Source organism: Azospirillum sp. B21 (assembly GCF_008364825.1).
GTDB lineage: Bacteria > Pseudomonadota > Alphaproteobacteria > Azospirillales > Azospirillaceae > Azospirillum.
Window position 1 is genome coordinate 219,925 of record NZ_VTTO01000005.1, and the last position, 14,167, is coordinate 234,091.

11 protein-coding genes are annotated in these 14,167 nt (G+C 65.5%); 3 read left to right on the top strand and 8 right to left on the bottom strand.

Going from position 1 to position 14,167, the window contains the following annotated elements; translation table 11 throughout:
• Window positions 1-105: 105 nt before the first annotated feature.
• From FZ983_RS14485 to FZ983_RS14515, 7 genes are all read right to left on the bottom strand, one after another.
• Entirely contained in the window at window positions 106-987 is an 882-nt protein-coding gene (locus FZ983_RS14485; RefSeq protein ID WP_149224221.1) for a formate/nitrite transporter family protein, read from the bottom strand.
• Between the two features lie 275 nt (window positions 988-1,262).
• The gene (locus tag FZ983_RS14490) at window positions 1,263-2,657 is read right to left on the bottom strand and encodes a sensor domain-containing diguanylate cyclase (protein WP_188092329.1); all 1,395 of its coding nucleotides are present in this window, start codon (window positions 2,655-2,657) and stop codon (window positions 1,263-1,265) included.
• 464 nt (window positions 2,658-3,121) lie between these two features.
• Window positions 3,122-4,438, bottom strand: coding sequence for a four-carbon acid sugar kinase family protein (locus FZ983_RS14495; protein WP_188092330.1), 1,317 nt, complete (start codon window positions 4,436-4,438; stop codon window positions 3,122-3,124).
• A 5-nt stretch (window positions 4,439-4,443) separates the two neighbouring features.
• Window positions 4,444-5,724: a ribulose-bisphosphate carboxylase large subunit family protein gene (locus FZ983_RS14500; RefSeq protein ID WP_149224223.1), complete on the bottom strand. Its 1,281-nt coding sequence runs from the start codon at window positions 5,722-5,724 to the stop codon at window positions 4,444-4,446.
• Window positions 5,725-5,912: 188 nt separating this feature from the next.
• Entirely contained in the window at window positions 5,913-6,452 is a 540-nt protein-coding gene (locus tag FZ983_RS14505) for a VOC family protein (protein WP_109075811.1), read from the bottom strand.
• Window positions 6,453-6,497: 45 nt separating this feature from the next.
• Entirely contained in the window at window positions 6,498-8,396 is a 1,899-nt protein-coding gene (locus FZ983_RS14510; protein WP_149224224.1) for a TRAP transporter large permease subunit, read from the bottom strand.
• 52 nt (window positions 8,397-8,448) lie between these two features.
• Complete coding sequence (locus tag FZ983_RS14515; RefSeq protein WP_149224225.1) at window positions 8,449-9,477, bottom strand: TRAP transporter substrate-binding protein; 1,029 nt, start codon at window positions 9,475-9,477, stop codon at window positions 8,449-8,451.
• Between the two features lie 155 nt (window positions 9,478-9,632).
• Here FZ983_RS14515 and FZ983_RS14520 point away from each other — a divergent pair, with 155 nt between their 5' ends.
• From FZ983_RS14520 to FZ983_RS14530, 3 genes are all read left to right on the top strand, one after another.
• A complete protein-coding gene (locus FZ983_RS14520; protein WP_149224417.1) occupies window positions 9,633-10,721 on the top strand; it encodes a LacI family DNA-binding transcriptional regulator in 1,089 nt (362 codons plus the stop codon).
• A 147-nt stretch (window positions 10,722-10,868) separates the two neighbouring features.
• Window positions 10,869-11,795 (top strand): ABC transporter ATP-binding protein, encoded by a 927-nt coding sequence (locus FZ983_RS14525; RefSeq protein ID WP_149224226.1) that lies wholly within the window; start codon window positions 10,869-10,871, stop codon window positions 11,793-11,795.
• Window positions 11,792-12,553, top strand: a complete 762-nt coding sequence (locus tag FZ983_RS14530; protein ID WP_149224227.1) for an ABC transporter permease — start codon at window positions 11,792-11,794, stop codon at window positions 12,551-12,553. Before FZ983_RS14525 ends, FZ983_RS14530 begins: the two co-directional genes overlap by 4 nt.
• A gap of 197 nt (window positions 12,554-12,750) precedes the next feature.
• Here the strand turns inward: FZ983_RS14530 and FZ983_RS14535 are convergent, their stop codons facing one another.
• Window positions 12,751-14,160 (bottom strand): adenylate/guanylate cyclase domain-containing protein, encoded by a 1,410-nt coding sequence (locus tag FZ983_RS14535; protein ID WP_149224228.1) that lies wholly within the window; start codon window positions 14,158-14,160, stop codon window positions 12,751-12,753.
• Window positions 14,161-14,167 lie beyond the last annotated feature (7 nt).

Sequence of the window (14,167 nt, forward strand, 5' to 3'; positions counted from 1 at the left end):
CGGGACTCCAGGGCATGCGGAGGGAAGCCGGCGAGGCGGCCTGGATCCCCGCTTTCGCGGGGATGACGGATTGGAGAAAGGGCGCGAAAGGACGTACGCGGCTGCTCAGCGCAGCTTGGGGCGGCGGTAGATGAACCAGTAGACCGCACCCACCATGACCGCACCGCCGATCCAGTTGCCGATGGTGACCGCGGCGAGGTTGACCAGATAATGGCCGACCGGGATGGAGGGAGCGGAGCGGCCGAGGTCGGCCCAGAAGCTGTCCGGCGCGCCCCATTCGATCAGCAGGCCGAGCGGGACGAAATACATATTGGCGACGCAGTGCTCGAAGCCGGCGGCGACGAAGGCGGCGACCGGGAAGGTGATCGCCAGGATCTTGTCGCCGACGCTGCGCGCGCCGAGCGCCAGCCAGACGGCAAGGCAGACCAGCACGTTGCAGAGTATACCGAGGAAGAAGGCCTGGCTTGTCGGCAGCGAGCTTTTGGCCACCGCGAAATACAGCGCCGATGCGCCGACCGCGCCGTGCCCGAAGGTATATTGCCCCGACAGGAAGACCAGCAGCGCCGTGCCGGCGGCGCCGACGAAGTTGCCGATCCACACCGTGGTCCACACCCGCATCATCTCGCGGGCATGCAGCCGGCCGCTGGCCCAGGCCATCACCATCAGCGCGTCGCCGGTGAACAGCTGCGCACCGCCGACGATCACCAGGATCAGGCCCATGGAGAAGACCAGCCCGCCCAGCAGCCGGGTCAGACCGTAGGGCAGCATGCCTTCCGCCCCCGACATGGTGACGGTGGCGAACAGGCCGCCCAGCGCAATGAAGGCGCCGGCCAGTACGGCCAGCGCGAACAGGGTGGGGGTGTCGTAATGTGCCTTCTTGACGCCGAGGTTTTCGGCGGCGAGAGCGATGGCGTCGGGCATCAGTGCGTCGAGAGTTTGCGGAGTCGGCTGGCTCCAGCCCCCCACGTCCTTGCTGTCCATGTTCATCGGTCGATGTCCTTGCTGCCGCGCATCGGTGCAGGCCCGTCGGCGGGAAGCGGTCCCGGACCCTGCCGGTTTCCGCTCCCGCCTTGTAGCTTTACTACATACTCCTGTCGGGGCAGACCGTGCAAGCGCGCCCCCTGGGTAATTCCGTCGCAGGGGGCGCAGGGGCGGCAGGTTGGAAAACAAGGATTTTCCAGGAAAATGCTGCGGATGCGTGCTTGGGTTGCGGCTCTGTAGTGTTGCTACATCATGCCTGGAAGGCGGCCGGCGCGCGCGGTTCAGCGGCGCGGATCGCAGACGGCATAGCGGCCCCGCCCGGCATGCTTGGCACGGTAGAGCGCGTCGTCCGCCGCCTTCACGAGGGACCGGACGTCGTCGGCATCCCGCGGGTACAGCGCGATGCCGATGCTGGCGCCGACCGCCACGCGCTCGCCGCCGAACGTGATCTCCGCCGACAGGGCGCGGATCAGCTTGCCGGCGATCCGCTCCGCATCGACGGGCGAGCCGATTCTCTCCAGCAGCACGGTGAACTCGTCACCGCCGATGCGTGCGACGAGGTCGGAGCCGCGCAGGCATCCCGACAGCCGATCCGCCGTCACACGCAGCACCTGGTCGCCCGCGCCGTGGCCCAGCCGGTCGTTCACCGGCTTGAAGCCGTCCAGATCGATGAACAGCAAGGCCAGCGGCTGGCCGATGCGGCGCGACCGTTCAAGTTCGGATTCGGTGCGGGCGAAGAACAGCCGGCGGTTCGGCAGGCCGGTCAGCGGATCGTGGTTGGCGAGATGGTCCTTTTCCGCTTCGCTGCGCCGAAGCATTTCCTCCATGGCGCGGCGGTCGGTGACGTCGCGGGAAATGCCGACGACGCCGAGAACGGTCCCTTCGCGGTCGCGGCAGACGGTCTTGACGGTTTCCATCAGCCGCTGCCGGCCGTCGGGGTAGACGAACCATTCCTCGTTGCGCGCCATTCCCTGTTCCATGGCGCGCAGATCCCCCTGCCGGCGGCGTTCCGCCGTTTCGGTGTCGACCAGATCGGCATCCCGCAACCGGTCGTCGGGAAGCGGCCGCCAGCCGACATAATCGAGGGCCGCAAGGTTGTAGTTGAGGTAGACGCCGTCCCGGTCCTTGAAGAAGACGATGTCCGGCATCGAATCGATCAGGCTTTGCAGAACCGCGCGCTCATGGTGCAGAGCCTCCAGCGTGGCGCGATGATCGGTCACATCCTCCATCAGCCAGACCTCGCCGCCCTGGGTCAGATAGGCGAAGAAGCGGATCCAGCGCCGGTTGCCGTTTTTGCAGGTGATCTCCAGGTCGGTCAGGACCGAGGCTTCGGCCAGCCGTGCGGCGTCGTAGCGGCTGCGGATCTTACGGTCATGGCCGGGGTAAGCGGTGGAGAACCATGCGTCCATGCTGGGCAGATCTTCCTGCCGGTAGCCGGTCAGCCGCTCCGCCGCCTGGTTGATGAAGATCCGCTCGTCCTCGACATAGGCCGCCGCCATCGGCAGATGTTCCACCATCCGCGACAGGTGCAGCGCGGAGGGCGCCGCCGATTCGGCCGGACGCGACCTGCCATGCACGAGCATCGCCATCCGCCCGTCCGTCAGACGGATGCCGGAGCAGTGGCAGGACAGGGAGGCCGGGCCGGACGCAGCCGCAATGATCCAGCGCTCGCTCACGCGGGCGCCGTTCGAAAGCAGAAGGGCGTATTCGGGAAGCCGCTGCCGGACCGACTCCGGCAGGATGCAATCGGCGTTCGAGGGGAGTTCATGCGGCGACCGCAATCCCCAAAGGGTGCAAGCCGCGCCGTTCGCCCAGAGGGCGTGGCCGGTCCGCAGATCGGCGACCCAGATCGGGTCGTCAATCAGGGTAAGTGCTGAAAAATCATTCGTTGACCAATGTTGGCCGGACGTATGGTTGATGCAGGCTGCCGCGCCCATGTCGGAGTACGTCCAAGATGACAATTGTAAGCATTTTATCAGACCGAAACGTTAATTTCATACGAACGCAACACGTCGGACTCTCCGAATTGCGCGGAGAGGTTGGGGCATTTCATTTGGACGCTTAAGTATTTTTATGCGGCGCGTTGGGAAATGAAAGATTGCCTTGGGTGCGGCTTTAAGGCCCACGCAACCGGCAGTCGTCAGCCAAGCAGTTGTTCGAACAGGTCGCCGCCGCCCATCTGGCCGCCTTTCAGCATCAAATCCAGCCCGTCCGCCGCGGGATCGTCGGCATGGGTGCGGCTGACGGTGACGCCGGGCGCCAAGGTGCAGCGGTAGGACAACCCCCAGCAGCCGAGCGCCCGCACCGCGAGGCTCGATGTGTCGCCGCCGGCGATGCCGACCCGGCGCAGGGGCACCGCGCGCAGCACCGCTGCGACGAATGCCGCCGTGGCCGCTGCGACCCGTCCGGCGCGGGTGGTGTCGGCGCTTCCCGGCTCGGCCGGCGCGGTCCAGACCAGCGTGTGGCGTCCGGCGGCCAAGGAGGAGGCAACCTCCCCCAGCAGACTTGCGCCATAGGTGGGATCGTCGCACAGGGCGGCGGCATCGGCCTGGATGCGGTTGTAGGACTTGGCCGCTTCGATCTGCCGGCGGGTTACCGGCGACAGGCTGCCGGCCATCAGGAAGACCGGAGCTGTCGCGGCGGCGAGCGGCGTCTCCCCGATGACTGCGGGCGGGGATTGGGCGTCCCAATGAGCGGTCAGAGCCTGGGCGACGCTGCTCGGTCCCAGCGCCAGCAGTGGCCGGCGCCGGGCATGGCTCCAGATCAGCCGGCCGACGGGGGCGAGATCGGGGCTGCGGGATACGTCCAGAAGCACGGCGGGGGGATGCTCCGCCAGCAGGCGTTCCAGCCGGATGTCCAGCGCGGCGTCGTCCAGGCAGTAATCGGGATAGTGCAGAGCCGCCGTCCCGTCGAGCCCCTGCGCGGCGAGGTGCCGGCGCAGGTCGGCTTCCGCCATCGGGGTGACGGGGTGGACGCTCATGGTCGGGTGACGGTCGATGCGGTGGACCGTGCCACCGGTGCCGGCTGCGGCGAACAGGGTGCTGAACAGGCAGTAGCGGCCGATGTTCGGCTGCCCGCCGACCACCGGGCGGAAGCGGTTGGGGAAATGGGGCGCAAGGGTGCGCACCGCCTCCCCGAGGCTGCCGATTTCAGGAGCGCTGTCGAAGGTCGAGCAGCATTTGTAATGCATCACCGGCACACCCAGCGCCGAGAAGAAGCGGCCGACCGGCTCCAGTTCCATCCGCATGGCGTCGGGTGGCATGCTGCGGGCCGCCCCGGCGATGCCGACGGCGTCGAGCGGGCCACCGGCGTTTCTCTGTGCGGCACCCAGCCGGGCGACATCGGGCACATCGAGGAACAGCAACGCCCGCCGCCCGGCCTTCGCCAGCGCGGCCAGCGTGTCGGTCGCCCCAGTGAAGTCGTCGCCGTACCAGCCGAGCTTCGGGATCGCCGCCACGGGGTTCAGCCCTTCTTTCCGAAAAAGTCCAGCGACCGGCGCAACTCCGGCAGGTCCGCCGCGGCGTCGTCGAGGGTGCGCCCGGCGCGGACGGCGTCCCAGGCCTGCCGGATGCTCTGCACGCCAGCCGCCGGTCCATCTGGATGGGCCATGATGCCGCCGCCGGACATGAACATCAGGTCTGCCGTGCCAACCGCTTCCCAGGTGACTGGCACCGTGCCGGCCCATTGGCCGGAGGAGAAGGCGGGCATGACGGCGTCCGCGGCGTCGGACGCATCGGCGGCCAGCGGGGCAAGACAGGCGCGGGCGCCGTCGATCACCTCGGCGTCGGGCTGGGCGAATTTGCCGTTCAAGCCGTGGACATGCATGTGGTCCACCCCGGTCAGCCGCCAGAGCGCCTGATAGGCGTCGAAGCCGATGCCCAGCAGCGGGTGGCGCGACAGGGCGCCGAAACCGTTGCGGTGGCCGTGCAGCACCAGCCCGCTGTGCCGGCGCAGGGTCTGCACCGCCGAATGGCCGCACCAGTTCAGGCTGACCATGATGCAGGACCCGCCTTCGCGCTCCACCAGATCGGCGTGGCGGCGCATGGCGTCGGTCTCGTCGGTGATGTTGAAGGCGACCATCACATGCTTGCCGGTGCGGTCCTGATGGCGGCGCACCCGGTCCATCACCGCGGGGATGCGTTGGACCAGGGGCGCATGGGCCGGGTCGGCGCAGATCTCGTCGTCCTTGATGAAGTCGAGCCCGGCGGCACACAGCGTGCCGACCAGATCGCCGGTCTCCTCGGCCGACAACCCGACATTCGGCTTGATGATGGAGCCGACCAGCGGCCCGTCCGCCACCCCGGTCAGCCGGCGCGTGCCGGCGACGCCGTGGCGGGGCAGGTCGAACTGCGCGCGGTAGGCCTGCGGAATGCGAAGGGATTCCAGGCGGAGGCCGGTGACTTCTCCGAGATCATAGAGATTGCCGGCGACCGTGGCGGCCAGCGTGGGCAGGTTGGCGCCGATGTTGGCGGTGGGGAAGGAGATGGTGATGCGGGCGCGTTGCCACGGGCCGGGAGTGCGCTGACGCTCCAGCCACGTGTTGGGGAGGGCAGGGGTGTCGGCGGTGTCGAGCTTCTCCACCGATTCGACGATGGCGCGGGCACGGGCGCGCAGGTCGTCGGTCTCGCCGTGGACGCGGGTGAAGGTGCCGCAGGACTGCTCGCCCGCCATCACCTCCGCCACCTTGGCCGGGGCGAGGGGGGTTTCGATCAGGTATGTGGCTTCGATGCGGTCGGCGTGCATGGGCTTGGCCTTGTTCGGTCGCATGGAGGGGCGGTGGCTGCCGAGCGCCCCCTCCCCATCCCTCCCCCGCTTCGCGGGAGAGGGGGTTGGATGCTTGCGGGGGATTTGCAAAGGAGTGGCGGCAGTCCCCTCTCCCGCGAAGCGGGGGAGGGTTAGGGAGGGGGCAAGACGCTCCTACGAAACGCCCCTTACAGCTTGCTCAAATCCGGAAACGGCCGCACCGGATCGCTGCCGTCCCAGCCCATGGACGCCTCGCGGATCAGGTCGAACATCTTGCCCTTCGGCCCGGCGACCTCCGACAACTCGATCACCGTGCCGGGGTGGTACTCGGTATCGAAATAGATGAAGCGGCCCTTCTCGCCGACCTCGCCGCTCATCACCGGCTTGAAGCCCTGGCCGAGCAGCCGTTCCAGGTCGGCGTCGTAATCCTCTGTCCAGTAGGCGACATGCTGCAGGCCCGTGTTTCCGGCCTGGAGGAAGTCGCGGTACATCGACGGCGCGTCGTTGCGGGTCTGGATCAACTCCATCTGCAGCGGACCGGAGTTGGCCAGCGCCACCGAATTGTGAACCTCGTAGGATTCGCCGCGGTAGGTGTAGTTCCGGATCGGAACCCGCTCGTTGTAGAACCAGGGACCGATGCCGAGCGTGCGGCTCCAATAGTCCATGGCGGCCTCGATGTCGCGCACGACGTAGCCAGCCTGACGGATCTGGCCGAAGAATCGGCTCATTGAAGGAACTCCGGATAAGAGGGAATTTGAGGAAACCGGCGGCTCTCAGCGAGCCAGGAAGCCGGTCGAAATCCAGGGAATGGCGGCGACGATCACCAGGCCGACCAGCAGCGCGCCGACATAGCCCCAGATGTGCTTCAGGCCGTCGTCGGGGTTCACCTTGCTGATGGCGCAGGCGCCGTAATAGCCGACGCCGAATGGCGGGGCGAACAGGCCGATGCCCATGGCGAAGATGACGACCATCGCGTAATGGACCTCGTGCACACCAGCGGCCCGGGCGATGGGGAACAGCAGCGGGCCGAACAGGACGATGGCGGGGATGCCCTCCAGAACGCTGCCCAGGATGATGAAGGCGACGATGGAGATGGCGAGGAAGCCATAGGCGCCGCCGGGGATGCCGGCCATGAAGCGGGCGAGATCGGACGAGAAGCCGGACTGGGTCAGGCCCCAGGCCATCGAGGTGGCGCAGCCGACGATGAAGATGATGGCCCCGGTCAGCGACGCCGTTTCGATCAGCATCGGCTTCAGCCGGCCCCAGTCGAACTGGCGGTAGATCAGCAGCCCGACGATGGTGGAATAGGCGATGCCGATGGTCGACACCTCGGTCGCCGTCGCGATGCCCTCGACCACAGCGGCGCGGATGACGAAGGGCAGCAGGATGGCGGGCAGCGCCACCATGGCAAGGCGGGCGATCTCGCGGCTGGGGGTGCGCTCGACATGGCTCAGATCCTCGTGCCGGTAGCGCCGCCAGACGACGAAGCACAGGCAGGCGCCCAGGACCACGCCCGGCAGCATGCCGCCGGTGAACAGCGCCGCGATCGACACGCCGGTGACCGACCCGATGGTGATCAGCACGATGCTGGGCGGGATCGTCTCGGTCTGCGCACCCGTCGCCGACAAGAGCGCCACCAGATCGCCCGGAGGGGCGCCGCGCTTCTTCATCTCCGGGAACAGCACCGGGGCGATGGCCGCCATATCGGCGATCTTCGAGCCGGAGATGCCGGACACCAGATACATCGCACCGATCAGCACATAGGACAGGCCGCCGCGCACATGGCCAAGCAGGCTGGCCAGAAACTGGATCATGGCTCGGGCCATGCCGGTCATCTCGATCAGGAGGCCGAGGAAGACGAACAGCGGCACCGCCAGCAGGATCAGGTGGCTCATGCCCTCGTCCAGCCGGCCGACCATCACCAGCAGCGGCGTGGAGGTGGTCAGCGCCAGATAGGCGAAGGTGGCGAGCGCAAAGGAGAAGGCGATGGGCACGCCGGCGAAGACGTTGGCGGCGACCAGCCCGACGAAGAAGATGATGAGGTTCAACTGCCCCAACGGCTTCAGCACAGGGCCGGCGACCCAGAAGCCGGCGACGATGGCGCCGGTCACCAGCGCAGCCGCCAGGACGGTCAGCGGCCGGGCGACCCGCAGCAGGCGGAACAGCGCGGCCACCAGCATCAACCCGAGCCCGACCGGCAGGGCCGAGGCGCGCCAGGCATTGGACACCTCCATCGCCGGTGTGGTGATGAACTGCTCCTCGATCGCGTAATCGACCGCGTGGTAGAGCACCAGCGCCAGGAAGGCGATGGGGGCGGTGATGGCGATGCATTCCAGCAGGCTGCGCGCCTGCGGGCCGACGCGGCTGACCAGCCCGGTCATCCGCATATGCTCGCCCCGGCGCAGCGCCACCACGGCCCCAAGCATCGACAGCCAGAGGAACAGGATCGAGGCCAGTTCGTCCGACCAGACCAGCGGAGTGTGGAACAGGTAGCGGGCGACGACGCCGGCCAGCAGGACGACGATCTCGACCAGCACCAGAAGTCCCGCCGCCATCTCCACCCCGACCGACAGGCCGTGGTCGATCTTGCGGACCAGCGAAGAGGCACCGCCGGTGCCGAGGCTGCCGGGTGCCTCCGCGAAGCCGTGGACCGGTTCGGACAGGTGGGACATGACGGGGGATTCCTTCATGGGTGGGAGGACCGGACGGGGCAGGGGTGGCGGATCAGGCGAGCTTGCCGACCGCTTCCTCCAGCAGGCCCCAGGCCTCGTCCCCGAAACGGCCCTTCCATTCGCCGTAGAAGCCGCTGTCGCGCAGCTTGGCGCGGAAGCTGTCGGGCGACGGCTGGTTGAAGGCCAGTCCCTTCGATTCCAGATCCGTCTTCACCGACTGGTTCAGCGCCTTGATGTCGCCGCGCTGGGCCATGCCGGCGTCGTTGATGGCGTTGGCGACGATGGTCTGCATGTCCGCCGGCAGGCCCTTCCAGGCGCGGCCGTTGGCGATGAACCAGAAGCCGTCCCAGATGTGGTTCGACAGGGAGCAGTATTTCTGCACCTCGTACAGCTTGGCGACCTGGATGATCGGCAGCGGATTCTCCTGCGCGTCGACGATCCGGGTCTGCAGCGACGAATAGACCTCGCTGAACTGCAGGCTGGTGGGGGCGGCGCCCAGGCCCTTGAACATGGCGATGCTGAGCGGGCTGACCGGAACGCGGATCTTCAGGCCGCTCATGTCGGCGGCCGAGCTGATGGCCTTGTCGCCGCTGGTCATCTGGCGGAAGCCGTTGTCCCACATCTTCTCGAAGGCGTAGAGGCCAACCTTGGAGATGGCGTTGCGGACATGGGCGCCCAGCTTGCCGTCCATCGCCTTCCACACCTGATCGTAGTCGGAGAAGGCGAAGCCGACAGCGTTGATGGCGGCGACCGGAACCAGCGTGGCGATGACCAGCGCCGACGGCGTGAAGAAGGTCAGCCCGCCGCTGCGCACCTGGGACAGCATGTCGGTGTCGCCGCCAAGCTGGTTGTTGGGGAAAATCTTGACCTCGACCCGGCCTTTCGACTCCTTGGCGATGCGCTCCGCCGCCTCGTGGGCGCGGACGTTCAGCGGATGGGTCAACGGCAGGTTGTTGCCGTATTTCAGCTCGAACTCGGCGGCGCGTGCGATGTGCGGCATGCCGATGACGGCACCGGCGGCACCAATAGCGGGGGCGGTGGCGAAGGCCTTCAGCATGGTGCGGCGGGTCAGATTGGTCATGTTCGATCCTCCCATAGGGTTCCGGCCGACATTGCTGCTTCCGGCCTTGCGTTTCTGATGTGATCTGATGTCAATTGATGATTGTTGGGTGGACGGTAGGTCCAGGGCTAACAAGTGTCAAACGCGAATGATGATGGTTTTTGATGGTTTTGCCGATGGATGATGCGGGCACCAAGGGACTCCAGAGCGGAACCCAGCGCGGTCTGCCGCGGGTGGTCGACATCGCGCAGGCGGCGGGCGTGTCCACCGCAACGGTCGACCGCGTGCTGAACCACCGGCCGGGCGTGCGCGCCGCCACGGTGCAGCGGGTGCTGAAGGCTGCGGCGGAGCTGGATTATCTGCCGGAGTCCGAACTGCATGCGGCAGCGGTGCAGAAGCCGATGCGGCTGTCCTTCCTGCTGCCGGCCGGAAACAACCGCTTCCTGACCGGGCTGGGCGAGATGATCCGGCGGGCCGACGCCATGCTGGCTCCGCACGGGGTGAAGGCGCAGGTGGAGTTCATCAAGAGCTTCAACCCGGAACTGCTGGCCCGCAGCCTGTTCCAGCATGGCCGCAGGGCCGACGGTGTCGCCTTCATGGCGCTGGAGCATCCGGCGGTGCGCGAGGCGGTGGACGCGCTGGCGGAGCGCAACGTGCCGGCGGTGACGCTGATCTCCGACATCCTCAACTGCCGCCGCGCCGGCTATGTCGGGCTGGACAACCGGGCGGCAGGGCGGACGGCCGGCTACCTGATCGCACGTTTCCTGGGGAAGCGGCCGGCGAAGGTGGCGATGATCGCCGGCAGCCTCAGCTACCGCGCCCATGAGGACCGCGAGATGGGGTTCCTGCATGTCCTGAAGGAGATCGCCCCCGACATTGAGGTGGTCGGCCTGCGCGAGGGCCATGACGACGAGGGCAAGAGCTACCGCCAGACCCGCATGCTGCTGGGCCTCCACCCCGACCTCGCCGGGGTCTACAACATCGGCGGCGGGGCGGAGGGCGTCGCCCGCGCGTTGAAGGAGACGCGGCGGGAACGGGAGATGGTCTGCATCGGCCATGGGCTGACCAACGAGACGCGCGGCCTGCTGATCGACGGTACGCTGGACGCGGTCATCACCCAGGACCCGCGCAACACGCTGTCGGCCTGCGTGGCGATCTTCACCAACCTGCGGGCCGGCCGCCCGCCGATGCAGGGGGTGGAGACGCCGCGGGGCGAGGTGATCTTCCGCGAAAACCTGCCGCAGGGCATGCTGCCGGACGAGTGACGGCTGTTTGCCCGGCGGCCTGTGGCGCGCCCTTATCGCATATGGGGTGTTACCGGTAACGCGGGTGCGGCATGGTCCATCAGACGCTATGCTGGCGCCCGCTCCAATGGCGCCCGCACCCGGCGCATCCGCAAGCCGAGGGGAGATATGCAGCCAATCATTCAGATTCGTGGGTTGGAAAAGACCTACGCATCCGGCTTCCAGGCCCTGAAGGGCGTCGATCTCGACATCCGCCGCGGCGAGATCTTCGCGCTGCTGGGTCCCAACGGCGCCGGCAAGACGACGTTGATCAGCATCGTCTGCGGCATCGTCCGGGCGACGGCCGGCAGCGTGACGGTGGACGGCCACGACATCATGCGCGACTGGCGCGCCGCGCGCTCCCTGATCGGTCTCGTTCCGCAGGAACTGACGACCGAGTCGTTCGAAAGCGTCTGGGCGACGGTCAGCTTCAGCCGCGGCCTGTTCGGCAAGCCGCCCGACCCGGCGGTGATCGAGCGGATCCTGAAGGACCTGTCCCTGTGGGACAAGAAGGACACCAAGGTCATGGCGCTGTCCGGCGGCATGAAGCGGCGCGTGCTGATCGCCAAGGCGCTGTCGCACGAGCCGCGCGTCCTGTTCCTGGACGAGCCGACCGCCGGCGTGGATGTGGAGCTTCGTCGCGGCATGTGGGAGATGATCGGACGCCTGCGCGACAGCGGCGTCACCATCATCCTGACCACCCACTACATCGAAGAGGCCGAGGAAATGGCCGACAGCATCGGCGTGATCTCCGGCGGGCGGATCATCCTGGTGGAGGAAAAGGCCGCGCTGATGGAAAAGCTGGGCAAGCGGCTGCTGACCCTGCAGCTGCTGAACCCGCTCGACGCCATTCCGCCCGAATTTGCCGGCTATCCGCTGACCCTGTCGGCCGATGGGCGGGAACTGGTCTACAGCTTCGACACCCAGGGAGAACGCACCGGCATCGCCGGGCTGCTGCGCAAGCTGGGCGACCACGGCATCAACTATACGAACCTGCGCACCGAGGAGAGCTCCCTGGAGGAGATCTTCGTCAGCCTCGTGAAGGAGCGGGCATGAACCTGCATGCGATCAAGGCCATCTACATCTTCGAGCTGGCCCGCACCTGGCGCACGCTGTTCCAGAGCATCGCCGGGCCGGTGATCTCCACCTCGCTGTACTTCATCGTCTTCGGGGCGGCGATCGGCGGACGATTCGCGTCGGTGGAGGGCGTCAGCTACGGCGCCTTCCTCGTCCCCGGCCTCGTCATGATGTCGGTGCTGACGGAGAGCGTGTCGAACGCCTCCTTCGGCATCTACATGCCGCGCTACTCCGGCACGATCTATGAACTGCTGTCGGCCCCCGTCTCCGCCTTCGAGACGGTGATCGGCTATGTCGGGGCGGCGGCGACCAAATCCGTCATCCTCGGCACGCTGATCCTGCTGACCGCGAGGCTGTTCGTGGACTTTTCCATCGCCCACCCGTTCTGGATGGTCGCCTTCCTGGTGATGACGTCGGTGACCTTCAGCCTGCTGGGCTTCATCCTGGGCATCTGGGCCGATGGCTGGGAAAAGCTGCAGATCGTGCCGATGCTGATCGTCACGCCGCTGGCCTTCCTGGGCGGCAGCTTCTATTCGATCAGCATGCTGCCGCCCTTCTGGCAGAAGGTCACCCTGTTCAACCCGGTCGTCTATCTGGTCAGCGGCTTCCGCTGGAGCTTCTACGGAGCCGCCGACGTGCCCGTCGCGCTGAGCCTCGTCATGGTCGCTCTGATGATGGCGATCTGCCTCGCCGTCGTCTGGTGGATCTTCCGCACGGGCTACAAGCTGAAGAACTGAGGGCGCGTTTCACGGGTGAGGCGGTTGCCGTTCTGGAAGCAAAAGCCTCATCCTACCATCCACAGCCGCGCCACGGCATCCTTTCGCAAAGGGTGCCAAAAGCGGGAGAGGGGCTCGATCTTCACTGCTCCACCTGGCCTCCGAACATTGTAATGGGTGAATACAGCTGGCTATCCAATCGCACGATCGGGTGGTCTTTACGGCGCTGGAAACGCGACATCTCGTGCAACAGCCGACCGCATGCGCCTTACAGCGGCCAATGCACCGGAACACGGAGCCTCCGCACCATCCTCGTTGTAGGCCAGCGACAGAGCATTTGTGCAGGTCTGTTCAATCCAGTTGCTCGATTCCGTGCTCAAAGGATGGGTTCTCGAAAGCACCCACACACGATATTGATGATCCTCGGGATATCCCTTGGCGATGAAATTCTTGGGGCGGCACTTCAGTCCAGGGCACCCACCGTCGTCCATGAAGTTGTGGAAGGTGTTGACCGTCATCAGGATCCTGCCGGCCTTGGCACCGGACGACATCCGGCAGGCATCCACCACGCCTGTACCGACCACGATCAACTGATTGTCACGGTCATTTTCCCAGTGAGCCCAATCCCGGGCAATCCCGACGCCAGCACCGAACAAACCGCTGTCGAAGCGAATGAAGGGCTGCACGGCATGCAAGAGGATGCTTGTGGCCTCGATCATCTCGTCAGCACAGGACACAGCGGCCAGAACCCCCGAACGTGGCATCTCGCCGGACAATGCTCGGATGTCTCTGACGAGGAAATGAGCGAGTATGCCGTCGCCGGTGAATTTATCGAATACACCCAGATGTCGGTGAACGATAGAACGCAAGACCTGCACCATTGCAGACAGCCATTTTGCAAAATATTCTGGTTGTACTGCCTTTTCCATCATCTGAGTGGATTTGCGCAAATCCAAGGAAATGGTGATAGTGTCAATACCATCTCCACCCTTGTCATGCCTTAGCCACGGCGGATCGAGAGCAATTCCCTTGTTTCTTCTTGTATGAGCTTGGCGGAGATAGAAAGCCGAAAGAACAGGAGGAAAGGCTTGCAATGCAGCGCGGCGCCGTCGGACCGCCTCGTCGAGCATCATGGCAATCACAAAAAGAGCAGAATCCGATCGGAAGTTTGATTGATCGCAGAAGTAGCTATCCTTTTCCACAAGCAATGCACATCGCATTTCCTGTCGATAGTTCTTCCCCTGGCTAAGAAGTCTTGCGATAAACAATATCCTAAAGTCCTCAAATTTTTCCTCATCTTGTGGGCAATCTGCATCCTGGTGGTAAAATATACCATCATCCAACTCATAGATATGGTCATTCTGCTTTAAACTCCAAGTTTTTGCCTTCATAGTAAGGCGATGTATCATTTTTTCGGCAACGGCGTCGCTGTCTTTTATGTGAGGAGCGATGACGAGCGCATCATCAATATCCTTGCCAAGGCAAGCGAAAGCGCAAATGCCGGGAATATTAATAAACGCACTGACAAGAGCGCGATCAAGATCTTTCTCTCCAATGCACCCTCGAAGCTCAACAGCCACTTGAGCGACTTCGGGTATTTCGTACGACCTTCCATCCAGTGTCATCATGTTGATC